Consider the following 21,040-nt stretch of genomic DNA (forward strand, 5'->3'; position numbering starts at 1 on the left):
AAATTTCAAACAGGTTCGTGGAGCGCAGGCAGGCTAGGGCTGCATTTGCTGCTCTGATGCCTGTTGGGCGGCGGCGGCGGCGGCTTCCTGTTTCTGTTCGGGCGTGGCATCGGCGGGGACGTCGACCTTGACGTTGCGTGATGCCATCTGGATACCGTTTTCCTTGAACATCGCCAGAACGCTTTGATAGACGGTTTTGCGGATGGTGAATTGTTCGCCGGGCTTGGAGGTATATTTAAGCCCGATCACCATGTTGAATTCTTCCATCCGGCGTACGCCCTGGGACTTTAACGGTTCGATGAAGCTGTCCCCGATCAGCGGATCATTCAAAAGCTCCGCCGCCAGCTTTTTGACCAGCTTCTTGATCTTGTTGACATCGGTATCGAACGGCACCCGGAATTCGAGTTTGACGATCACCCAGTCACGGCTGTGGTTGACGATTGATTTGATCTCGCCAAACGGGATGGTTTGAAGCGGGCCGCGATGGTGGCGTAACTGCATCGAGCGGATGGAAATGTTTTCGACCCGCCCGCGCAGGTTATCGACTTCGATATATTCGCCAAGGCGAAACGCATCATCAAGCAGGAAGAAAACCCCGGCGACAACGTCACGGACCAGTGCCTGACTGCCAAAACCAAGGGCCAAGCCGACCACACCGGCACCGGCAATCAGCGGCCCGATATCAACGCCCAGTGATGACAGGGTCAACATGATGACCATGATAACAATCACGGTCAGGGCAAAGTTCTTGAGCAACGGTAAAAGGGTTTCAATGCGCGAAAGGCCGGTTCCGCCGCCCTCATCCCCGGCATTTCCCTGATTGCTGCTGCTCATGCGTTCGTCAAGATAGGTGCGGGTCAGTGACCAGACGAGATCGGCAATCAAAAGGACCATGATGATCTCGGTCGAGGCATCAATGATCCGGGCAAAGATCCCGGCATCTGTCGAAAGTGCCAGGCGATCCAATCCCCAGATGCGCCACATGCTGGCCAAAACAAAGACAAGTGCCAGAAGGCGCACCGCCCGTTTCAGAACGCTGGTAAAGACCGGCATTTTGGGTTTAACCGGTTCGAACTCTTCGTCGGTCTCGATTGCGGCGGCCTCGGCGGCGGCGTTTTGTTCGTGGGCAAGCTGTTCGGCGACTTGTGCCTTTTTGCGATGCTGGCTTTCGATGATGTTGCGCAAGACGACATCAAACAAACAGGCAAAGCCAATCGCCAGAAGGGCCTTAAGCCCGCGTTCGGCCCCGATAATGGCGGTCGCCCCGGTGACGATCAGCCATGCACAGACAATTGTCGGCCACAAGCGTGCGATTGACGTCGGCAGGGCGATGGCTTCTATCTGATCGCCGGATTTATGGACGGCAAAGAACCGGCCAAGTGACAGGCTGGCGATACAGAACGACGCCACAGTGATGATAACAGCCATATCAAACAGGATGATATCGCTTGTCACCATGGTTTCGGCGGCGCTAAACACCCCGGCCAATCCGAATGAAAACAGCGACACGGCCGCGGCAATCGTGATGGTCTTGCTCAGTCTCCTTGCCGCCAACGGATCAAGATTGATCATCCGCAACCCGTCGGCCTTTGGCGCAAACAGGAATTGCAGGGCTATCATCAGAATGCGCAGCATAAAGAACGCCATCAAAAGCGACATCAGCGCCTTTTTCATGATCTCGGTCCAGTCAAAGATCATGAAAGTGCCGATGGACCCGATGGCAAAGACCGTCAAAGACAGGATCGACAGAACGGACAGAACCGCAATCTGTTTGAGCTTGTTGACGAACAGGGTCGGGGTTTGCGCTTCAACAAAGGCGCACATCGGGGCGGTTGCCCGACGATAAATCAGCTCGGCAATGATCCCGACACCAACAAAGATCACGGTAAACATGATCAGATGTATCAAGCCCCGGGAGCCGACATCGGTTGATAGGTATGTGGAAGTCGCATCCCACTCCGCACCGAAATTGGTCAGGCCTGCCTGTGTTTCGGCGATGCGTTCCTGGGTGCGTTCAACGCCTTCGTCGAGGAATTCGTAATAACTGAATGTATCGGCGGCGACGTCACTTGCGACACTTGTCGGGGGGGACGTGTTGTCACTGGAACTTGCGATGGCGGCAAGGGCCGCTGCCTGCGCAAATGCCGGTGCATTGGGTAATGTCACGCCCGCAGCAAAGACCATAAGTGCCAGACAGACGATTGATTTAATTGCGTGTTTCATCCCCGAAACTTCCCCCAGTGACGCGATGTGATCGCATCCATCAAAGATGGGGAAGTTCGGGCAAGTCATCAAGGAATAGTTTTGCCAGCATCGGTTCAATAAACGCAAAAGATGTGTTTTCCAGACCGGTGGGCAAGAAAAAACGCGCTGGCGATATTGCACAGCGCGTTTTCTGATCGGGTATCTATCGCGCCTTAGGCAGCGACAGCAACGCCCTTGTCTTTCATGTGCTGGGCCAGTTCGCCCGACGCAAACATTTCACGAACGATGTCGCAACCGCCAACGAATTCGCCTTTAACATAAAGCTGCGGAATGGTCGGCCAGTTGGAGAAGTCCTTGATGCCCTGACGGATTGCCGGATCGACCAGAACGTTGACGTCTTTGAACTGAACGCCGAGTTCCGCCATGACCTGAACCACAGCAGCAGAGAAACCGCACTGCGGGAACATTGCAGTACCCTTCATGAACAGAACGATGTCGTTATCGTTAATGTCCTTCTGGATGCGATCGAAAACCGGATTGTCGGTCATAATGATTGTCCTTGGCTTGGGCGGCGATCTCTCGTCCGCGGAAACAGATTAAACTTTTATGGCCGAAGATATGGCTGGAACCTGTGGTTCTGTCAACTGTTGCGGCGGTTTTTGCGCACGTTGTGCAGGTTATCCCAGGTGAAAACAGCCAGTCCGAACCACACCAGCCCATACGTCACCATATGCGCACTGGTAAAGGTTTCGCCAAATACCAGAACCGCGACAAAGAATTGCAGGGTGGGATTAAGATACTGCATCAGTCCCAGCACCGAAAATTTCATGTTCCGGGCGGCATAGGCAAACATGATCAGCGGGATCGTGGTGCAAACCCCAAGCCCGATAAACAGCAAATCATTGGTAAGGCCGGTATTGCCAAACGCCATGTCGCCCTGTGCATGCAGCCAGATCATATAGATCAGGGCAATGGGCGTGATCAGGGCGCATTCAACAAAAAGACCGGCAATCGGATCGGCCGGGACAAATTTGCGGATCACCCCGTAAAACCCGAAAAGCGACGACAGGCTAAGCGCGATCCAGGGCAAATGCCCATAGGACACCAGAAGGTTCAAAACCCCCAGCGCACAAATGCCAACCGACAGGATCTGGATGCGGTTAAGCTTTTCGGCAAAGAAGATGCGCGCCAAAATCAGCATGATCAGCGGCATGATGTAATAGCCAAGGCTTGCTTCAAGTGCGTTGCCGGTATTGACCGCCCAGATATAAATCACCCAGTTCCCGGCGACCAAAAGGCTGCTCAGGAACAAAAGCCCCAAGGTGCGCGCCGATGAAATCAGCACCCAGAGTTGCTTGCGGCGGCCCAGCGCAAAAATCATCGCAAATGTCAAAACCGCCGACCAGATGATCCGGTGCGACAGAATTTCAAGCGGCACCGCAAAGGACACCATTTTGAAATACAGGCCGAAAATGCCCCAGATGGTAAAGGCACCAAGTCCGGCAAGCGGTCCGGCACCGATCAAAGCCGGTTTATCCTGAGATGACATTTTGATGAGCCGTGGTCAGTTAATGGGGCTGCATGGTCCGGACTGCATGTGGGTGGCGTGCCGTTCCCGGTTTAACGAGATCGGGCGCCGATTTTATGCCGGCGCCCGAAAAGATCTTGGCGTTTGCCAAATGCCGATTGGCGGGATTATTCCGGCGCAGAAGTCTGAAGGGCAAGGGCGTGAAGTTCGCCGCCCATTTTGCCTTTCAGCGCGGAATAGACCATCTGGTGCTGAACCACGCGGGTTTTGCCGCGGAAGGATTCAGACACAACGATTGCTGCATAATGATCGCCATCACCGCGCAGGTCTTCGATACGGACCTCGGCATCAGGAAGGGCTTCCTTGATCATGCTTTCGATTTCATAGGCTTCCATGGCCATGGCGTTTATTCCTTATAATTGATCGGGCATCCTTGGCGGGCCCGATATAACCTGCTTTATCTGGTATATGTTGTTGCGCCGGGGGCTGTCAATTTCTGCGCACGGGGGCGGATCAATCATTGGTGAATGATGCTGCAAGGCTTGTCTTGGGCAAGATATTAAGCTAATTACCCAGCCTTGGGTTGCGCACACCCGCCGTCCGCAAGGTTCATCCTTTGGTAAAGGGGCGCTTATAGATAAATCGGACCCGTTTCCCGATCAGGGTACGGCCCGGCAATGCGGACCCCCGGCCTCCTGTGTGGAGACGACAATGACTTCTAATACGCTCAATATCAGCCGTGCCGAGATCGACACGGACCCGACCGAGCAATTCAAGGCACAGGCCAAACGCCTGCGCAAAGCCTTGGCTGCGCGTGATGTTTCGATATCACATGCCGGATCGCTGGAACTTCTGGCCCAAAGCCACGGTTTTCGCGATTGGAATACGGCGGTTGCCATGGCGCGTCGCAATATCCCGACCAATGTTTCCGACCTTGGTATCGGCAAACGTTTTGCCGGATCATATCTTGGTCATGCGGTCACCGGCCTGATCCGCAGTGTCACGGCAACGCCAACACCGGGCGTGTTCCGGGTCGAGGTGCATCTGGATGAACCGGTCGACGTGGTTGCCTCAAAACGCTTCAGCGGTTTTCGCCAACGCATTGCCGCCCGGATCAACGAGCATTGTGAACCGGTGCTGGTCAACGGCATGGCCGGACCGGGGCTTTCGATTGATCTGCTGCTCCGCGATCCAGATAATTCGTGACCCGGTTTTTCCAAGAGATAAATGACGAAACGCTCCGGCAGCTTCCCAAAGTTGCCGGGGCATATGTTTTGGTGATCGAACTCGCCACTGACCTGACTCTTCAAAACAAACGTTTCGCCGGAACGATATTAGCCAAAGGCACCTATCTTTACTGCGGCTCGGCCAATGGCCCCGGCGGCATTGCCGCACGCGTCAAACGTCACTGCAAGCAGGACAAGAAACCCCACTGGCATGTTGATGAACTGACTTCAAACGGGGTCGGGCGGGTTGTAAGTGTTCTGGTGGTGCCGGACGGGAACGAGTGCGAACTTCGGGCGAAGTTTCAGGAACCAAATACAGTTGTTCCGGTCCCCGGCTTTGGCAGCAGCGATTGCGCTGATTGCCCGTCGCATCTGGTACAGATGCGGATCGGTTGGGACGCTGATTTTTCGAAGATTGATGGCGGAGGCAATTAGCCCCCGGTCATACTCATATGACGACCGACAGCTGGTTTCTGGCCTTTGCGGTCGATGACGAAATCATGGCCCTTGGGTTTGAGGTCCATGGCGGCATCAAGCATCTGATCAAGGGCGCGGGGATCGCCGGTGCGAAGGGCGGCGCGCAGATCAACGTGGTCTTCCTGGCCAAGGCACATGTAAAGCGTACCGGTGCAGGTCACGCGTACTCGGTTGCAACCTTCGCAGAAATTATGGGTGAGCGGCGTGATGAAGCCCAGACGCCCGCCGGTTTCGGCCACGGTGGTATAGCGGGCCGGGCCGGGGGTGACGTGGTCGGACGGGATTAGGGTGAATTCCTGTTCCAGACGTTCACGGACCACGGTCAGCGGCAAATACTGATCGGTGCGGTCGCCATCGATATCACCGAGCGGCATGGTTTCGATCAGGCAAAGATCGAAACCTTCCTTGCCGCACCATGACACCAGACGCGACATTTCATCTTCGTTGAAATTCCGAAGCGCGACCGTGTTGATCTTGATGCTGATCCCGGCGGCCTTGGCGGCCTCCAACCCGGCGAGAACCTGTTCAAGGCGGCCGCGGCGGGTGATTTCGGTGAATTTCTGGGAATCGAGACTATCAAGCGAGATGTTCAGGCGTTTGACGCCAAGGCGGGCCAGATCATCGGCATAGGTGGCAAGCTGACTGCCATTGGTGGTCATGGTCAGTTCATCAAGCGCACCGGTTTTCAGATGACGCGACAGATCGGAAATCAAATCCATGATGCCACGGCGCACCAGCGGTTCGCCGCCGGTCAGGCGCAATTTGCGGACACCGCGATTGATAAAGGCCGTGCACAGCTGATCAAGTTCTTCAAGGGAAAGGACTTCGGACTTGGGCAGGAATGTCATGTTTTCCGCCATGCAATAGGTGCAGCGAAAATCGCAGCGATCCGTTACGGATACGCGCAGGTACGAGACATGTCGGCCATATTTGTCGATCAGTGGTTTGGTCATGGCGTTGGTTTGCAACACTATTCTGAGTTTCGCGGGGTGTTCTATAACATAACTGTCGCACAGCAGCCCCGCTGTTGACCAGCCCGATTAACTGTCGGGCATTCACCTTTCCGTCAGATGAAAAGAAAAAAGCCGCGGGCAATATCCAAAGATATCGGCTGTGCGGCTTTGATCATATGTCTGTAACGGGTAACCGTTGGGTAAATGTGCGGTTGTCCGCGCCCGGCTTACGCCGCAGCGTGACGGGCGATATCCGCATCAATCGATTTCATGACTTCACGCAGGCTTGCGACATCTTCGCTGCCCATTTTCGCGACCAGTTCGGCGGACTGTTCCGGAACGGTCAGGATTTCACGGACATCACCAAACAGCGCATCGAGCAGACGGACGCAATGGGCCTCGGTAAAGGTCCAGGGAACATCGCCAGCAGGCAGATTGTCATTGACCAGCTGAAGCAGCCATTTCTTGCGATGTTCATAGTCGCGGAAATGCAGGGCCATGCGCGCAAAGACCAGATTGATCCGCAATTTGACGGCCGGTTCCTTGGCAAGGTGATCCCAATATTCGGCCGGATCGCGCAGTTCATCATCCTCGTCGGCATGGGCTTCGATGATTTCATGAATTTCGCGGTCGATTTCCTGAAGCATGTCCATGCCGACCATCATGCGGATCACCTTGAAGAACGGCTGCAGGATCGAACGCGGCAGGGCACCATGTTCAATGTCACCCGCGGTACTGCCTTCAAGCAGGTGATCAAAGCGCGAAACAAGCAAACGGCCAAACGGATCATGGCGGACTGCGGCATGTTCGCGGGCCTTGATCGATTCAAGGTCGCTTTCAAGCACGGCCCAGGCCGCATCAAACAGGTCTTCTTTTTCGCGCAGGCCATCAATGGCCTTGAGAATCTGTTCTTCGGTGATCGCACCGCCATGGTTGCGCGCGAAATGGATCAGCCCCTGGGAAAATTGTTCCAGTACGGTGAAGGCGGCAACATGGTGGCGCTGCTTGAAGCTGTCGCGTGGTGGTTTGTTGGCTGCAATCATGAAGTGTCCAGACCTTGATTATGGCGGAATATGCATGATCAGGCGGGTCTATCTGTTGCGATAGATCCAATAGGGCCCTGAATTCTGCATACGCCGAATTTATTAACAATTCGATGTCAGCAATTCGTGTGCCAAGGCGCGGTCATCGGATCAGGATCGATGTCGGCAATCCGTGCGGGGCTCCGGCAGGGATTATCGACAGCCCGGGTCGTGGAATCCTATTCGTAGCCCGCCGCGGCTTCGACAATTTCAAGCACTACATAGCGCGGCCGGATGATCTGGCGGCCAGCTTCTTCGAAATTGACGGCAATCCTGTCACCGTCAACGGCCTGAATACGGCCCAAACCCCAGTCGGGCTGGTTGGGGTGGCGGACGATGGTGCCTGGGGTCAGCAAGAAATCCATGGGGTGCTCTGTCTTGAATGTATCGTGACTGTAATATAGGTCGCTTGCGTCCATCGCACAAATTTGTCGGGTCGTACAAACAGGTTTTGGTCATGTTTGCAGGTTCCGTCGGCAAATTTTGCCGGGTCGGGATCGCTTAATTTTCATCCTCGCTAAATAAGCTCTTAACATATCAAGGTCAATCATGGGGCCCGAGAGACCGGGCATCATGTTTGGGGACGTGATGCATTGATGAATAGATCAAAATACCTTGGAGAACCCGCGTAATGGTTCAGGACCACGCCCTTGAAATGACGCTGATTGAATTGATCAGTTCGCGCATTTGCCATGATCTTGTCGGCCCGGTTGGTGCCGTCAATGCCGGGGCGGAACTGATGGGCGAAGACGGTGTTGCCGATGACGAGGCGCTTGCCCTTATGCGCAAAAGCGGCCTTGAAGCAGCGCGCCGTTTGCAATTGTTCCGTCTGGCCTTTGGCCGGGCGGGCAACAGTGTTGATACCAAATCCATGCGCGATGCAGCACGCCAGACCTATGAAGCCGAAGGCAAGGTCAGTCTGGATTGGACCGACCTTGGAATTGATCCAGCTCATGGACGAGTCGTCCTGAACATGGTGATGTTGGCCCGCGAGGCTTTGCCCTTTGGCGGAGACATTACCGTTTCACACGAATCCGGTCGTACAACTGTCCTTGCAGAAGGCAAACGTGCGGCATTTCGTCCGGAAGTTATGGAGGTCTTGGAGAAAGATGTGGCGGCGGATACACTTGATCCGCGTACTGTTCACGGGTTTTTCGTCAGGAATCTTGCCAATCGGACGGGCGGGGCGCTTTCGGTCTTGCAACAGGACGGAAATATTGCATTGATCTATGTATAAAAATTTGACCTGTGGGTCTGGTAATAACGTGTGCTAGCTTCTACGTAAGTAACCGATGTAACATACGTTTCTGGCCATGAGCACGTGGAATGGGAGTTCCGGTTCCGGCAAACGTTCCTTTGTCGGAGATTTGGAGGGGGTATATGGACGATCTATTAAGTGAATTTCTGACCGAGACTTCGGAAAGTCTTTCGACGCTTGACGTTGAGCTGGTGAAGCTTGAGCAGAACCCGAATGATCCGGACATTCTGTCGAACATCTTCCGTCTGGTGCATACCATCAAGGGGACCTGTGGTTTCCTTGGGCTGCCGCGCCTTGAAGCCGTTGCGCATGCCGGTGAAAACGTTCTTGGCAAAATCCGCGATGGCGAGCTGGTTGTGACCGCCGAGGCGGTGACGCTGGTTCTGGAATCCATCGATACGATTAAATATCTGCTGGGCGAGCTTGAACAGAACGAAGCCGAGCCGGATGGCAATGACGCCGATCTGATCGCACGCCTGAACCATTTTGCCGATACCGGCACGATTTTGGGTGGTTCTGCACCGGCAGCAGCTGCTGCGCCGGAACCCGAACCGGTCGAAGAGCCGCCGCTCGACGTTCCGGAAAGCGGTGTCGCGGTTGATAGCGATGCGCTTCAGGCTGCGTTTGACGCAACCGAAGTCGATCCCGAATTTGCAACTTCGTCCGAACCGGAAGCACCGGCGCCTGCACCGGCACCCCCGGCAGCGGCGAAGTCCCAGCAGGTTGCACCGGCCAAGAAACCGGCAGCCGAGCAAAAGGCCGAAGCCCCGCGTGGCGAAGCCAAGGAAAGCTCGGTCGCAGCCCAGACCATTCGTGTGAATGTCGAGTTGCTTGAAAACCTGATGACCCTGGTTTCCGAGCTTGTCCTGACCCGTAACCAGCTGTTGCAGATGGTACGCGGCAAGGATGACAGTGAATTTACCGTACCGTTGCAGCGCCTGTCGCACATCACCACCGACCTTCAGGAAGGTGTGATGAAGACCCGTATGCAGCCGATCGGCAATGCTTGGGCGAAACTGCCGCGTATTGTTCGCGACCTTGCGCTTGAGATGAACAAAAAGATCGATCTGCAAATGATCGGTGCCGATACCGAACTGGATCGCCAGGTTCTTGAACTGATCAAGGATCCGCTGACCCACATGGTTCGTAACTCTGCCGACCATGGTCTGGAAGATATTCCGGGCCGTCGCGAAGCAGGCAAGCCTGAAACCGGTACCGTGACGCTGAATGCGTATCACGAAGGCGGTCACATCATCATCGAGATTTCCGATGACGGTCGTGGCCTGAACCTTGATCGTATCAAGGCAAAGGCAATTGCCAACGGCCTGACCACCGAAAGCGAACTTGAAGGGATGGCTGAACAGCAGATTCAGCAGTTCATCTTCAAGCCGGGCTTCTCGACCGCCGAAAAGGTAACGTCGGTTTCCGGTCGCGGCGTGGGTATGGACGTTGTGCGTACCAACATCGAAAAGATCGGTGGTACGGTTGAACTGAAATCGGTCGAAGGCCGTGGTTCGACCTTTATCATCAAGATCCCGCTGACCCTTGCGATTGTTTCGGCCCTTATCGTCGAAAGTGGCGGCGAACGCTTTGCCATTCCGCAGATCAGCGTCCTTGAACTTGTTCGTGCATCGAACAATTCCGAACATTCGATCGAACGTATCCACGACACGCCGGTTCTGCGTTTGCGCAACCGTCTGTTGCCGCTGGTGACGTTGAAGAAAATTCTCGGTCTGGATACCAAGGAAGAAAGTGACGAGGGCGTCGATGAAGAAGCATTCATCGTTGTTGCCCAGGTCGGCACCTATTCGTTCGGTATCATCGTTGACCGCGTCTTCGATACCGAGGAAATCGTTGTTAAACCGGTCGCACCGATCCTGCGTGATCTGTCGCTGTTCTCGGGTAACACGATCCTTGGCGATGGCAGCGTGATCATGATCCTTGATCCGAACGGCATTGCGACCCGCACCGGCGAAATCACCGTGGGTGGTTCGCAGGGTGTCGAAGGCAAAGCCAAAACCGATGCTTCGGATCGCGAAACCACCTCGATGCTGGTCTTCCGGGCCGGTGGCAGCGAAGTGCGTGCGGTTCCGCTCGCCCTTGTTGCCCGTCTTGAAGAAATCGATGTCGAGAATATCGAACATTCCAACGGTCGCCCGCTGGTTCAGTATCGTGGCAAGCTGATGCCGCTGGTCTTTATTGACGGCAGCTATCAGATGAAGGCCGAAGGTCGCCAGCCGACCCTGGTCTTCCAGGATCGCGAACGGACCATGGGTCTGGTGGTTGATGAAATCGTCGATATCGTCGATGATGTCCTTAATGTTGAATTGACCGCAGATCAGGACGGACTTGTTGGTTCGGCTGTGATCGATGGCAAGGCAACCGACCTTATTGATGCCGGTTACTATCTTGAACTGGCGTTCAGTGACTGGTTCGGAACCGAGGATAATGGCGGCGAGAAGAAGCGTGTTCTTCTGATCGATGACAGCCCGTTCTTCCGTAACCTGCTGACACCGATGCTGTCGGTGGCCGGTTTCCGGGTGACGGCGGTCGAGACCGCAGAACAGGCGATGGAACTTAAGAACCGCGGCGATCTGTTTGATGCGATCATCAGCGATATTGAAATGCCGGGTATGAACGGCTTTGAATTCGCCGAGGCGCTTCAGAATGACGAGCAGTGGGGCGAAGTTCCGATCATTGCCCTGTCTTCGCACACCAGCGAAGAAGATTTCGAACGCGGTCGTCAGGTCGGTTTCAGCGACTATGTCGCGAAGTTTGACCGTGATGCGCTTGTCTCGACCCTGGTCCAGACATTGAGCAACGTATAATCGGGAGAAAGTACAATGAGCGATAGCAACGCACTCGTCCCGAGCCACGAAAGAGGCGGCGCGCTTGATCTTGGTGGTGACAGCCAGGATTTCGTTACCGCCTATATCGGCAAGCAGCTTTTTGGCATTCCGGTTCTGACCGTTCAGGACGTGCTTGGTCCGCAGCGCATTACGCGCATTCCGCTGGCCCCGCCAGAAGTTGCCGGTTCGCTGAACCTGCGCGGACGTATCGTGACTGCCATTGATGTGCGCAAGCGTCTTGGTCTGCGTGACAAGGATGACGACAATCCCGGCATGAGCATCGTGGTCGATCAGGGCGGCGAGCTTTACAGCCTGATGGTCGATCAGGTTGGCGAAGTTCTGAGCGTGCCGAAAAAGGCGTTCGAGCAGAACCCGGCAACGCTTGATCCGCGCTGGCGCGAGTTTTCCGACGGTATCTTCCGTCTGGATAAAAAGCTTCTGGTGATTCTCGACGTCACACGTCTTCTTGATTTTACCTCGTCGATCAAGCAGGCTGGGTAATATAGATTTTGACATGCCGGGCGCGTAATGTGCCCGGTATTCTGCCGTTAGTGGCTTAACGACCTAAATAAACGAGAAGGAAGTCGATGAAGAGTTGTCTCGTCGTCGATGATTCGAAAGTCATCCGAATGGTGGCGCGCCGCATCCTTGAAGAATTGGGCTTTGCGGTCGTAGAGGCAGTAGACGGACAAGAGGCGTTGGAAAAATGCCTTGAATCCATGCCAGATGCGGTTCTGCTTGACTGGAACATGCCAGTTAAAAGCGGGATCGAGTTCCTGCGTGACTTGCGTGCAACTCCGGGCGGAGATGAGCCGGTTGTCGTTTTCTGTACGACGGAAAACGATCTGGAGCATATTCAGGAAGCAATCACAGCCGGTGCGAACGAATACATCATGAAACCGTTCGACAGCGAGATCATTCAGGCGAAATTTGAACAGGTCGGCCTGATCTAGACTGGATGGCACTTTTGCGGTGCCATTCCAGTATTTCGAGATTGATCTCCTGATCCAAGCGGGGACCTGCTACGTGGAAGACACGCCTATCCATTCGCCATACAAAACTCTGATCGTGGATGATTCCGCCATTGTGCGCGGACTTGTGACACGCATGATGTCCGATGACGCGGAAATCGAAGTCATCGGATCGGTCAGCAATGGCGAAGAAGCATTATCGGTAATGGAACAAGGTGGCGTCGAAGTCATTGTTCTTGATATCGAAATGCCGGTTATGGATGGCTTGACGGCCTTGCCCAAACTGTTGGAAATCGATCCGACCGTTCGGGTGATCATGGCATCGACCCTGACCAAGCGAAATGCCGATATCAGTTTTCAGGCCATGACCCTTGGTGCGGTGGATTACATCCCCAAGCCGAGTTCATCCAAAGACCTGAATGTCGGTGCCGGTTTCCGTGCCGAGCTTCTTGACAAGGTCAAGGCATGGGCGGAACAGCGTCGCAAGATGCTGGAAGTCGAAGAGGCGGCAACAGCGGCTGCGCATGCGGATGCCGAGCCAACCCACGAAGACGATCACGCTCCGGAAGAAGCATCTGCACATCCGGCCGAAGCCGATCATGATCATCCGGCTGATGACGGACATCATGATGGCAAGCAGGGCCCGTTCCGTGCGGAAATGTCGGTCGAACATCAGCAACTGCAAAAGCAGGGGCGCATCCAGCGCAAAAGATTTACCGCCGAACTGCGTCCGCGTCCGATGCAACAGCATCCGCGCCCGCAGGCCATGCAGATGCGGCAGGCACCGGTTCAGCCACATCATCCGGCACCGCAGACCTCAGCATCGTCCCAGCCCCAGAATCTTAAGGACAACAGTCCTGCTGATGGTGTTTCGGGAACCCGCAGTGCGGCGGTTGCCAACAGCATTCCGACCCGTCCGCAAACCCCTTCGCGTGATCCGGGGCGTTTGATCCGTGATGCCGCGATTGCGGCAGGGGGCGCACCGAAATCGGCATCTGCAACGCCAACACGGCCAATGCAGGCATCACCTGCTGCTGCGCCACGTCGTGCGGCTGCAAATGCTTCCGAAGGGGCGACAAAGCCCGGCCGTTTAAAGGGCGCGCGTGATGCTTCGGCACCGGCGCCGGTGCGCCGTCCTGCATCGCGCGGCGAGATAAGCCTGTTGCCGGAAAAGCGGGTGAATGTCGAAGCCATTGCAATCGGCAGCTCGACAGGTGGGCCGCAGGCCTTGTTTGAAGTTTTGCGCGGTCTGAACGGTGTAAGACAGCCGATTTTCATTACCCAGCATATGCCTGCGACCTTTACGACGATTTTGGCCGAACATATTACGCGCCTGACCGGTTTGAAGTGTCAGGAAGGCAAGAACAATATGCCGATTGTTGGCGGACAGGTTTATCTTGCGCCCGGTGATTACCACATGACAGTGGAGGGACGCGGTGGTTCCCGGCATCTGATGCTGAACCAGAATGCACCGGAAAACTTCTGTCGTCCGTCGGTTGATCCGATGTTGCGCAGTCTGGTCGCCAGTTACGGTGGAAATATTCTAACCGCGATACTGACCGGAATGGGTCAGGATGGTATGTTGGGTGGTCGCGACGTAGTGAATGCCGGGGGGATGGTCGTTGCGCAGGATGAACAAAGCAGTGTTGTGTGGGGGATGCCAGGCGCAGCAGCACATGCAGGTATCTGTTCCGCCGTCTTGCCGGTTGGCGGAATTGCGGCCTATATCAAAAAATTTGCGGGGGGTCGTTAACCCACAATGATGAAGCCGGAAGACTTCGATTTCGTAAGCAGACTGATTAAGTCCAAGTCCGGGCTCGTTCTGAGCGAGGACAAGACTTATCTGCTCGAAAGCCGGCTGATGCCGATTGCGCGCAAGCGTGGGCTTAAGGATCTCGGCGAACTTATCGGAACCCTGCGTGGTGGCGACCGTAATCTGGTCGAAGAAGTCGTCGATGCGATGACCACCAATGAAAGTTTCTTCTTCCGCGATACCAAACCGTTTGACCAGTTCCGCCATGTTGTGTTGCCACACATGATCAAGGAACGTGCGTCGAAACGTCATTTGCGCATCTGGTGTGCGGCGGCATCATCGGGGCAGGAACCCTATTCGCTTGCCATGATCCTGGATGAATTCAAATCCCAGCTTGCGGGCTGGCGGGTTGAAATCATCGGGACCGACATTTCGCGTGAAATTCTGACCAAGGCGCGGGCCGGTCTTTATTCCCAGTTCGAAGTCCAAAGGGGACTGCCGATCGGGCTTCTGGTCAAATATTTCCAGAAGAAAGAAGACCAGTGGCAGATTTCATCGGAAATTCGCTCCAAGGTCCAGTACAAGGAATTCAACCTTCTGGAAGATTTCCGTCCGCTGGGGCAGTTTGATGTCGTTTATTGCCGCAACGTCCTGATCTATTTCGATCAGCCGACCAAAAGTGATGTGTTGTCGCGCGTGGCGGCATTGATGCCCGACGACGGTTTCCTGTTCCTTGGCGGTGCGGAAACGGTTCTGGGGATTTCTGACAAGTTCAAACCGCTTGCCCGTCAGCGCGGCATTTATCAGCTGAACCGTCCGGGGGCACCGGATGTTGATGTCAGTGCTCTTGAAAAAGTGCAGGCCGCCGGTGCCGGTGCCGGTGCCGCAGCAGGTGCGGCGGCGGGCGGCTTTGCCTTCCCGAAACCAAAACACATGCAAACCGGTGCGGCGGGTACCGCCGGTACGGCTGGCAGCACACCACCACCCCGTCCGACGACAACCACAGGCACCGGTACAGCCGGCCTGCGTCCGTCGACAACGGGCGGTCTTGGGTCTACAACGCGCCCGACCACAACGGGAACAACCGGCACTGTTGGTACGGGAACGCAGCGGCCACTTGGCGGGATCGGTTCGACGACCCGTCCGGGGACCACTGGCACCACCGGAACAACAGGAAGCTCGTTCAGCAAACCGTCAGGTTCGACTGGTACAGGTTCGACAACCCGTCCGGGGACGACCGGAACCACCGGTTCGACCTATCGCCGTCCACTGGGTACTGGAACAGGTGCCGGTGGAACGACGTCAAACCCGTCCAGTGGCAGTTCGTCCGGTACATCCGGAACCACCCGCCCTGCTTCGACGTTTGATCGGTCACGTTTCGGCAAACCGGACGACAAAAAGTAGTCGGCAGCCGGTTCATTGCCGACTGTTTCCGTTAAACTGAAACGTCGGGAATGAACATGATCCCTCAATTGACCCAGACAATCGCCGCGCCGCGTCAGGCATTGACGTTGCTGCAACGTCGCCGCAAGTTGATTATTGCGGCGCTTGCCGTTGTATTGCTTGGTGCCTTGCCGATGATCCAGTCACTGGCCAAGGTGCAGATGTCGACCCATGAACTGGTCGAGGCGGCGGGCATGTTGCTGATTGCCATTGCCATTTTCGGCCGGGCCTGGTGCACGCTTTATATTGGTGGTCGCAAGGCGCAGCAACTGACCGATACTGGTCCTTATTCCATCAGTCGCAATCCCCTTTATGTTTTCAGCTTTATCGGTGCGGCCGGTGTTGGCGCGCAGACAGGCAGCATTGTTATTTCAATGGTCTTTGTGCTGGGGGCGGTTGCGGTGTTTTTGCCGGTGATCCTGCGCGAGGAACGCGCCCTTGCCGAATTGTTTGGCGACACGTTTAAGGAATATCAGGCACGTGTGCCGCGTTTCGGTCCGCGCTTTGCGACCTGGAAGGATCAGGAAACGATCGCGGTTCGGCCGAAACTGTTGTGGCGGACATTGCGGGACGGAATGGTGTTTTTCCTGGCTGTGCCGCTGATGGAATTGTTTGACTGGCTTCAGGTGAACGGGATGATCCATCCGTTTATTCATCTGCCCTAACGGTCGATACCGGCAAACTGGAATGCAAAAAGCCCCGGTGCAGAACCGGGGCTTTTTGTGTAACGAGCACTGCAGAGACGTTTCCGGACACAGTTGGACAGGAAAGGTCGGAAATCAGGCGGCAGCGCTATTGGTATCAGGATCGCGCAGGACGTAACCGCGGCCCCAAACCGTATGAATGTAGTTGTCGCCTTTGGTTGCAGACTGGATTTTCTTGCGCAGTTTGCAGACAAAGACGTCAATGATCTTGAGTTCCGGTTCGTCCATCCCACCATAAAGATGGTTGAGGAACATTTCCTTGGTCAGTGTCGTGCCCTTGCGCAGCGACAACAGTTCAAGGATACCATATTCCTTGCCGGTCAGATGCAGCGGCGAACCGTCAACATCGACGGTGCGTGCATCAAGGTTCACGTTAAGTTTGCCGGTCGAAATCATCGACTGGGCATGGCCACGCGAACGACGAACGATCGCCTGGATACGTGCCAGCAATTCGACCTTGTCGAATGGTTTGGTCAGATAGTCGTCGGCGCCAAAGCCAAGGCCTTTGACCTTGTCTTCGGTTTCGGTCAGACCCGACAGGATCAAAACCGGCGTGTCGACGCGCGCATCGCGCAAACGTCGAAGGACCTCGTAGCCGTCAATATCTGGCAGCATCAGGTCCAAAAGAATAATGTCGTAGTCATACAGCTTGCCGATCTCGAGGCCATCTTCCCCAAGGTCGGTTGTGTCAATCACCATGCCTTCCGACTTAAGCATCAATTCGATGCTATCGGCATAGGTGTTGTCATCCTCTACAAGCAGCACCCGCATGTCTCTGCTCCGTTACCGTGTTCCGCAATAAGTCCGTGTTGATCCGGTTATTTGACAAGCGCCCCAACGTTTGTCGGTAGGAAATTTTTTCCCATTCCGTTAACGATACGTTGCTTTGCGACTCGTGGCAAGCAGGCGAGTCGCATCTTGTTAACTTTTTTTCATCCCAAAACACGACTCGGGGCCGGAATGCGAGTTTTCCCAACGGTTTGCGACGTTAACCCACTGGGGGCGCACAGACAAAATTTTTGCCTTTTTGTCGTCTACACAGCTTTTTAACGTCGAATATGCCAATATATTTGGTACGACGCGGCGCGATTTGCCAGTCCCCGTGTCACGGAGTTTGATATCAACCGCTGGCTGAAAAGTTCAGAGACGTGTTTCAGATTGGTCGTAACATCATCGCCGAGCTTCGTCGCATTCCCGATTACCGCGTGGTCGGACGGGTAACTGCGGTGCTTGGCTTGCTGGTCGAAATTGGCGGTGTCGAAGGCGCACTGTCGGTTGGCGACCGCTGCAAGGTCAAGCGACGTGATGGCAAGGCGGTGATCTGCGAGGTGGTCGGTTTCCGCAACGAACGGGCCCTTTTGATGCCGTTTGGTATCCTTGATGGCATCGGGATCGGGTGCGAGGTCGAACTGGGCGATACCCAACCACAGGTCTATCCCGATGAAAGCTGGTTGGGGCGTGTTGTGAATGCCTTTGGCGAGCCGGTTGACGGCAAAGGACCGCTGTCAGAGGGTAACAAGGCCTATCCGATGCGCAATATGCCGCCATCGGCCCATTCGCGTCAGCGCGTGTCGGGCAAGATTGATCTGGGCATCAGGGCGATGAACACATTCCTGACCTGTTGTCGCGGGCAACGTATGGGCATCTTTGCCGGGTCGGGTGTTGGTAAATCCAGTTTGCTGTCGATGATGACCCGGCACACGACATCGGATGTTTCGGTGGTCGGACTGATCGGGGAACGTGGTCGCGAAGCGCGTGAATTCATCGAGGATGATCTGGGCGAAGAAGGTCTGCGCCGGTCGGTGGTCGTTGTGGCGACGTCGGACGAACCCCCGTTGATGCGCCGTCAGGCGGCCTATATGACCATGGCGATTTCGGAATATTTCCGCGATATCGGGCGTGATGTTTTGTGCATGATGGATTCCGTTACCCGTTTTGCCATGGCACAGCGTGAAATCAGCCTGTCGGTCGGCGAACCGCCTGCATCCAAGGGCTATACGCCAACCGTGTTCGCGGAATTGCCACGCCTTCTTGAACGTGCCGGTCCCGGTGGTCCGGGGCAGGGATCGATTACCGGTCTGTTCACCGTCCTTGTTGACGGGGATGATCATAACGAACCGATTTCCGATGCGGTGCGTGGTATTCTTGACGGGCACGTTGTTCTGGATCGTTCGATTGCCGAACAGGGGCGCTATCCGGCGATCAATATCCTGCGCAGTGTGTCGCGTACCATGCCCGGCTGTAACAGCGAGGAAGAAAACCAGATCGTTGCCCGCGCCCGTCAGTTGCTTGCAACCTACGAAGATATGGCCGAACTGATCCGGTTGGGGGCTTATCGGCAGGGGACGGACCCCAAAGTCGACGAAGCCATCCATTATTTCCCGCTGATCGAAGAATTCCTGAAACAGCGCAAAATCGAATGTACCCGCCTTAATGAAGGGTATCACGAGCTGGCGCGCAGACTTGATATGCTGGCAGCAGAACCCGATCCGGCACAAGCGGCACAACAGGGGGCCAGAAACGGGCAGGCCAACCGGCCCGGGGCGCAGGGTGTTCCAAATGAAATGCCGGCCGCTGCACCGGCACCGCCGCCTTCGACGGGTCCCAAAATCAATCGCGGGCCGAAGGTCAACAGCCGGTCAAATTCCGGTGGTGAACGCGATTTGAACGAAGCCAAGCGCGCCCTTCGCCGTGATGGCAATCGGGGATAATATCGCGTGATGGCATTTGTCTGGAATGTCGGGACGTAACCGATGGCCAAGGATTTCAAAACACTGGTACGCATGCGCAAATGGGCGCTTGATGACAAGCAACGCCAGCTTGGTGAAATGTTTGGCGTGCTGGGGAAGCTTGAGGCCGAGAAGGAAGCCCTTGAACAGGCCGTTCTTCGCGAACAGCGCATTGCAGCCGAGAATCCCGAGCTTGCGGGGTTTGCCTATGGCGGGTTTGCCAATGCCGTGATCGCCGAGCGCGAGGCCATCAGCAAAATGATTGCCGATCAGGAGGCCAAGATTGATGCCTTCCGCGATGAAGTGGCCGATGCCTTCAAGGAAATGAAGACGGCCGAAATCGCCGAACGCAACCGTGTCGAAGCCGAACGGGCCGAGCAAGACAAAAAAGAACAGGACGAACTGGACGAGATTGGCACACGTTCCGCCACCCGCGATGACGGGTTGATCTGATGTGATCTGATGTGGTCGGGATTATCGCGGTTGATCAGGCCGCGATGTGGACCCCGGTGTCAATTCCCGTGACATTGCGCAATTCATCAGGTGTCAGTGAAAACACCGTTTTGGGCGTGCCTGCGGCAAGCCAGATGGTTTCCTTGGCCAGAAGTTTGGCATCAATCAGGGTTTCAACCGGATGCGCATGACCAAATGGCGGGACGCCGCCAATGGCGTAACCCGTATGTTCGCGGACTTCGGTGGCATCGGCCTTGCGGATCGATAATCCGATCAGGCTTGCGACCTTGTTCAGATCGACCTGTTCGGCGCCATTCATGATAATCAGCACGGGTTTATTGCCTTCGGTCATGAAGACCAGTGATTTGCCGATGTCACTGATATCACAGCCAATCGCGTTTGCCGCGTCAGCAGCCGAGCGCGTGCCATCGGGAAATTCGAACACCTCGACATGATCAAGGTTGTTTTCATCAAACGCGTTTTGCAGGCATTGGGGCGGAGAAACTTTTTTCATGATCCGTTCTCTTGTGCGCGGCGTTTCAGTTTGCGTTTGCGGTTCAAAAGATTAAGGGTTTCGACCGCGAGGCTAAAGGTCATCGCGAAATAGATATATCCTTTGGGGACATGGATCTCGACCCCGTCAAGCAACAGTACAAACCCGACCAGTATCAGGAATGATAGCGCTAACATTTTAACCGACGGGTGCTTTTCAACAAAGTCGCCAATGGTTTTGGCGGCTGCCAACATGACCAGAACGGACAGGATCACGGCAATCACCATGATTGAAATGTGATCGACCAGACCAACCGCTGTGATCACGCTATCAAGCGAGAAAATGATATCCAGCAGCATGATCTGGATGATGGTCATGGCAAAGCCGGTCATCAGTTTGCCGGGCCCGTGTTCTTCGGGTTCGTCAATTGTGTGATGAATTTCCTTGGATGCCTTGGCGATCAAAAACAGACCGCCGACAATCAGGATCAAATCCCGCCCGCTTATTTCCTGTCCGAAGGCGGCAAATAGCGGGGCGGTCAATTGCATCACCCAGGCAATCCCGGCCAGAAGTGCCAACCGCATTCCCATCGCGGCAAGCAATCCGATCCGTCGTGCCGCCGCCTGCTGGTTTTTGGGCAGTTTGGAAACGATCACCGAGAGGAAAACGATATTGTCGATCCCCAGAACGATTTCCAACGCGGTCAGGGTGGCAAGACCCATCCACATGTGCGGATCGCTCATCCATTCAAACATTATCAAAACCCCAATGCAGGCTGTGCGTACGATTAATTGACAGGGAGTAAGGTGTGTTTCATCGCGATCTAACGCAAGCGTGAATTGATTTTACTCTGTTGGCGCTTAAAACAATGCCAACAATAAAATCAAGCAGCTACCGCGATCATCCCCATATGAAA

General features: G+C 55.2%; 21 protein-coding genes. 11 read left to right on the plus strand and 10 right to left on the minus strand.

Annotated features, from left to right (window positions below; translation table 11 throughout):
* Positions 1-33: 33 nt before the first annotated feature.
* From TH19_RS15500 to TH19_RS15515, 4 genes are all read right to left on the minus strand, one after another.
* On the minus strand, positions 34-2,223 hold the full coding sequence (locus TH19_RS15500; protein ID WP_114103257.1) for a mechanosensitive ion channel family protein: 2,190 nt from the start codon (positions 2,221-2,223) through the stop codon (positions 34-36).
* 194 nt (positions 2,224-2,417) lie between these two features.
* The gene (grxD, locus tag TH19_RS15505; protein ID WP_114103258.1) at positions 2,418-2,753 is read right to left on the minus strand and encodes a Grx4 family monothiol glutaredoxin; all 336 of its coding nucleotides are present in this window, start codon (positions 2,751-2,753) and stop codon (positions 2,418-2,420) included.
* 92 nt (positions 2,754-2,845) lie between these two features.
* A complete protein-coding gene (rarD, locus tag TH19_RS15510) occupies positions 2,846-3,754 on the minus strand; it encodes an EamA family transporter RarD (RefSeq protein WP_114103259.1) in 909 nt (302 codons plus the stop codon).
* Positions 3,755-3,900: 146 nt separating this feature from the next.
* Entirely contained in the window at positions 3,901-4,134 is a 234-nt protein-coding gene (locus TH19_RS15515) for a BolA family protein (protein WP_114103260.1), read from the minus strand.
* Positions 4,135-4,444: 310 nt separating this feature from the next.
* Here TH19_RS15515 and TH19_RS15520 point away from each other — a divergent pair, with 310 nt between their 5' ends.
* Together TH19_RS15520 and TH19_RS15525 are read left to right on the plus strand one after the other, a co-directional pair.
* Positions 4,445-4,939, plus strand: coding sequence for a glyoxalase superfamily protein (locus TH19_RS15520; RefSeq protein WP_114103261.1), 495 nt, complete (start codon positions 4,445-4,447; stop codon positions 4,937-4,939).
* Positions 4,940-5,010: 71 nt separating this feature from the next.
* Positions 5,011-5,394 (plus strand): GIY-YIG nuclease family protein, encoded by a 384-nt coding sequence (locus tag TH19_RS15525; RefSeq protein WP_114103316.1) that lies wholly within the window; start codon positions 5,011-5,013, stop codon positions 5,392-5,394.
* On the opposite strand, the gene moaA is transcribed toward TH19_RS15525, so the two are convergent.
* The 3 genes from moaA to TH19_RS15540 all read right to left on the minus strand — a co-directional run bounded on the left by moaA (position 5,391) and on the right by TH19_RS15540 (position 7,836).
* The gene (gene moaA, locus TH19_RS15530; protein WP_114103262.1) at positions 5,391-6,389 is read right to left on the minus strand and encodes a GTP 3',8-cyclase MoaA; all 999 of its coding nucleotides are present in this window, start codon (positions 6,387-6,389) and stop codon (positions 5,391-5,393) included. The genes TH19_RS15525 and moaA overlap by 4 nt on opposite strands.
* Positions 6,390-6,616: 227 nt before the next feature.
* Complete coding sequence (locus tag TH19_RS15535; RefSeq protein ID WP_114103263.1) at positions 6,617-7,432, minus strand: hypothetical protein; 816 nt, start codon at positions 7,430-7,432, stop codon at positions 6,617-6,619.
* Between the two features lie 218 nt (positions 7,433-7,650).
* Positions 7,651-7,836 (minus strand): DUF3553 domain-containing protein, encoded by a 186-nt coding sequence (locus TH19_RS15540; RefSeq protein ID WP_114103264.1) that lies wholly within the window; start codon positions 7,834-7,836, stop codon positions 7,651-7,653.
* Between the two features lie 266 nt (positions 7,837-8,102).
* On the opposite strand from TH19_RS15540, the gene TH19_RS15545 reads away from it, so the two are divergent.
* From TH19_RS15545 to TH19_RS15575, 7 genes are all read left to right on the plus strand, one after another.
* On the plus strand, positions 8,103-8,708 hold the full coding sequence (locus TH19_RS15545; protein ID WP_114103265.1) for a histidine phosphotransferase family protein: 606 nt from the start codon (positions 8,103-8,105) through the stop codon (positions 8,706-8,708).
* 143 nt (positions 8,709-8,851) lie between these two features.
* Positions 8,852-11,557 carry a hybrid sensor histidine kinase/response regulator gene (locus TH19_RS15550; RefSeq protein WP_114103266.1) on the plus strand — a complete coding sequence of 902 codons (2,706 nt, stop codon included), beginning with the start codon at positions 8,852-8,854 and terminating at the stop codon, positions 11,555-11,557.
* 15 nt (positions 11,558-11,572) lie between these two features.
* The gene (locus TH19_RS15555) at positions 11,573-12,079 is read left to right on the plus strand and encodes a chemotaxis protein CheW (RefSeq protein WP_114103267.1); all 507 of its coding nucleotides are present in this window, start codon (positions 11,573-11,575) and stop codon (positions 12,077-12,079) included.
* 86 nt (positions 12,080-12,165) lie between these two features.
* Positions 12,166-12,531 (plus strand): response regulator, encoded by a 366-nt coding sequence (locus TH19_RS15560; RefSeq protein WP_114103268.1) that lies wholly within the window; start codon positions 12,166-12,168, stop codon positions 12,529-12,531.
* Between the two features lie 73 nt (positions 12,532-12,604).
* Positions 12,605-14,302 carry a chemotaxis protein CheB gene (locus TH19_RS15565; protein ID WP_114103269.1) on the plus strand — a complete coding sequence of 566 codons (1,698 nt, stop codon included), beginning with the start codon at positions 12,605-12,607 and terminating at the stop codon, positions 14,300-14,302.
* Positions 14,303-14,308: 6 nt separating this feature from the next.
* The gene (locus tag TH19_RS23195) at positions 14,309-15,706 is read left to right on the plus strand and encodes a CheR family methyltransferase (RefSeq protein WP_114103270.1); all 1,398 of its coding nucleotides are present in this window, start codon (positions 14,309-14,311) and stop codon (positions 15,704-15,706) included.
* Positions 15,707-15,762: 56 nt separating this feature from the next.
* Positions 15,763-16,410 carry a methyltransferase family protein gene (locus tag TH19_RS15575; RefSeq protein WP_114103317.1) on the plus strand — a complete coding sequence of 216 codons (648 nt, stop codon included), beginning with the start codon at positions 15,763-15,765 and terminating at the stop codon, positions 16,408-16,410.
* A gap of 114 nt (positions 16,411-16,524) precedes the next feature.
* On the opposite strand, the gene ctrA is transcribed toward TH19_RS15575, so the two are convergent.
* Positions 16,525-17,220 (minus strand): response regulator transcription factor CtrA, encoded by a 696-nt coding sequence (gene ctrA, locus TH19_RS15580; protein ID WP_068518026.1) that lies wholly within the window; start codon positions 17,218-17,220, stop codon positions 16,525-16,527.
* A 386-nt stretch (positions 17,221-17,606) separates the two neighbouring features.
* Here ctrA and fliI point away from each other — a divergent pair, with 386 nt between their 5' ends.
* Together fliI and TH19_RS15590 are read left to right on the plus strand one after the other, a co-directional pair.
* Positions 17,607-19,160, plus strand: coding sequence for a flagellar protein export ATPase FliI (gene fliI / locus TH19_RS15585; RefSeq protein ID WP_404969490.1), 1,554 nt, complete (start codon positions 17,607-17,609; stop codon positions 19,158-19,160).
* A gap of 42 nt (positions 19,161-19,202) precedes the next feature.
* A complete protein-coding gene (locus TH19_RS15590; protein WP_114103272.1) occupies positions 19,203-19,631 on the plus strand; it encodes a flagellar export protein FliJ in 429 nt (142 codons plus the stop codon).
* Positions 19,632-19,665: 34 nt separating this feature from the next.
* Here the strand turns inward: TH19_RS15590 and TH19_RS15595 are convergent, their stop codons facing one another.
* Both TH19_RS15595 and TH19_RS15600 read right to left on the minus strand, forming a co-directional pair.
* Positions 19,666-20,145, minus strand: coding sequence for a YbaK/EbsC family protein (locus TH19_RS15595; RefSeq protein ID WP_114103273.1), 480 nt, complete (start codon positions 20,143-20,145; stop codon positions 19,666-19,668).
* A complete protein-coding gene (locus TH19_RS15600; protein WP_114103274.1) occupies positions 20,142-20,879 on the minus strand; it encodes a TerC family protein in 738 nt (245 codons plus the stop codon). Before TH19_RS15600 ends, TH19_RS15595 begins: the two co-directional genes overlap by 4 nt.
* Between the last annotated feature and the right edge of the window lie 161 nt (positions 20,880-21,040).

The sequence above is a fragment of the Thalassospira profundimaris genome, assembly GCF_003326675.1.
GTDB classification, from domain to species: domain Bacteria; phylum Pseudomonadota; class Alphaproteobacteria; order Rhodospirillales; family Thalassospiraceae; genus Thalassospira; species Thalassospira aquimaris.

What these genes read in the sequence shown, in the direction of transcription:
- TH19_RS15500 (WP_114103257.1), bottom strand. Translation starts at nt 2,223, where the DNA reads ATGAAACACGCAATTAAATCAATCGTCTGTCTGGCACTTATGGTCTTT.
- grxD (WP_114103258.1), bottom strand. Translation starts at nt 2,753, where the DNA reads ATGACCGACAATCCGGTTTTCGATCGCATCCAGAAGGACATTAACGAT.
- rarD (WP_114103259.1), bottom strand. Translation starts at nt 3,754, where the DNA reads ATGTCATCTCAGGATAAACCGGCTTTGATCGGTGCCGGACCGCTTGCC.
- TH19_RS15515 (WP_114103260.1), bottom strand. Translation starts at nt 4,134, where the DNA reads ATGGCCATGGAAGCCTATGAAATCGAAAGCATGATCAAGGAAGCCCTT.
- TH19_RS15520 (WP_114103261.1), top strand. Translation starts at nt 4,445, where the DNA reads ATGACTTCTAATACGCTCAATATCAGCCGTGCCGAGATCGACACGGAC.
- moaA (WP_114103262.1), bottom strand. Translation starts at nt 6,389, where the DNA reads ATGACCAAACCACTGATCGACAAATATGGCCGACATGTCTCGTACCTG.
- TH19_RS15535 (WP_114103263.1), bottom strand. Translation starts at nt 7,432, where the DNA reads ATGATTGCAGCCAACAAACCACCACGCGACAGCTTCAAGCAGCGCCAC.
- TH19_RS15540 (WP_114103264.1), bottom strand. Translation starts at nt 7,836, where the DNA reads ATGGATTTCTTGCTGACCCCAGGCACCATCGTCCGCCACCCCAACCAG.
- TH19_RS15545 (WP_114103265.1), top strand. Translation starts at nt 8,103, where the DNA reads ATGGTTCAGGACCACGCCCTTGAAATGACGCTGATTGAATTGATCAGT.
- TH19_RS15550 (WP_114103266.1), top strand. Translation starts at nt 8,852, where the DNA reads ATGGACGATCTATTAAGTGAATTTCTGACCGAGACTTCGGAAAGTCTT.
- TH19_RS15555 (WP_114103267.1), top strand. Translation starts at nt 11,573, where the DNA reads ATGAGCGATAGCAACGCACTCGTCCCGAGCCACGAAAGAGGCGGCGCG.
- TH19_RS15560 (WP_114103268.1), top strand. Translation starts at nt 12,166, where the DNA reads ATGAAGAGTTGTCTCGTCGTCGATGATTCGAAAGTCATCCGAATGGTG.
- TH19_RS23195 (WP_114103270.1), top strand. Translation starts at nt 14,309, where the DNA reads ATGATGAAGCCGGAAGACTTCGATTTCGTAAGCAGACTGATTAAGTCC.
- TH19_RS15575 (WP_114103317.1), top strand. Translation starts at nt 15,763, where the DNA reads ATGATCCCTCAATTGACCCAGACAATCGCCGCGCCGCGTCAGGCATTG.
- ctrA (WP_068518026.1), bottom strand. Translation starts at nt 17,220, where the DNA reads ATGCGGGTGCTGCTTGTAGAGGATGACAACACCTATGCCGATAGCATC.
- TH19_RS15590 (WP_114103272.1), top strand. Translation starts at nt 19,203, where the DNA reads ATGGCCAAGGATTTCAAAACACTGGTACGCATGCGCAAATGGGCGCTT.
- TH19_RS15595 (WP_114103273.1), bottom strand. Translation starts at nt 20,145, where the DNA reads ATGAAAAAAGTTTCTCCGCCCCAATGCCTGCAAAACGCGTTTGATGAA.
- TH19_RS15600 (WP_114103274.1), bottom strand. Translation starts at nt 20,879, where the DNA reads ATGTTTGAATGGATGAGCGATCCGCACATGTGGATGGGTCTTGCCACC.